This is a genomic window from Vibrio sp. 2132-1, assembly GCF_033344315.1.
Window position 1 is genome coordinate 1 of sequence record NZ_JAWPON010000635.1, and the last position, 574, is coordinate 574.

Below are 574 nucleotides of genomic sequence, written 5' to 3' on the forward strand. Positions count from 1 at the left end.
AGTACATCCTTACCACCCACAAACGGAGTGGAATAAGTTGCAAGAGGTGGCTCAATGGATGTATTTGGTCACTTCTGATGTCGTATTGATGCCAAACCAAGGTATTTTGCTGCGTGCGACGCCAATGCTTAATCTCTATGAAGGATTACAAAACTATTGGAATAAAATCCGAACTCATTTAGATGAACTAAAATTGAGCTTTCAGTTTGGTTGTGGCTTCTCACCTTTTTCCGCTAAATTGATGGCGTTATCTGGTGCGAATGTGCTTAGCGAAGATAAGGCTTTTATCCAAAAAGCTTTATTTTCGTTGCCATTAACCCTAACCGATTTATCGCCCTCCAATGTTGAAAAACTCCAACGAGTGGGCACAACAACGCTGCAAGGGTTACTGGAATTGCCATTGCAAGACATCGCTCGCCGTTTTGATATTGATTTAGTCAACTACGTCGGACGACTTACTGGTCAGTTCAAACACCCTGTCGACTTTTACCATCCAAGCGAGTCGTTCCAAGTGTATTTGGAGTTACTGTTTGAGATCGAAAACGTTCAATGGATTGAAAAACCGTTAGCAAAG

General features: G+C 42.0%; 1 pseudogene. It reads left to right on the top strand.

Annotated elements, in window-relative coordinates:
• Positions 1-574: pseudogene (locus R8N47_RS27100) on the top strand (DNA polymerase Y family protein); the annotation flags it as partial.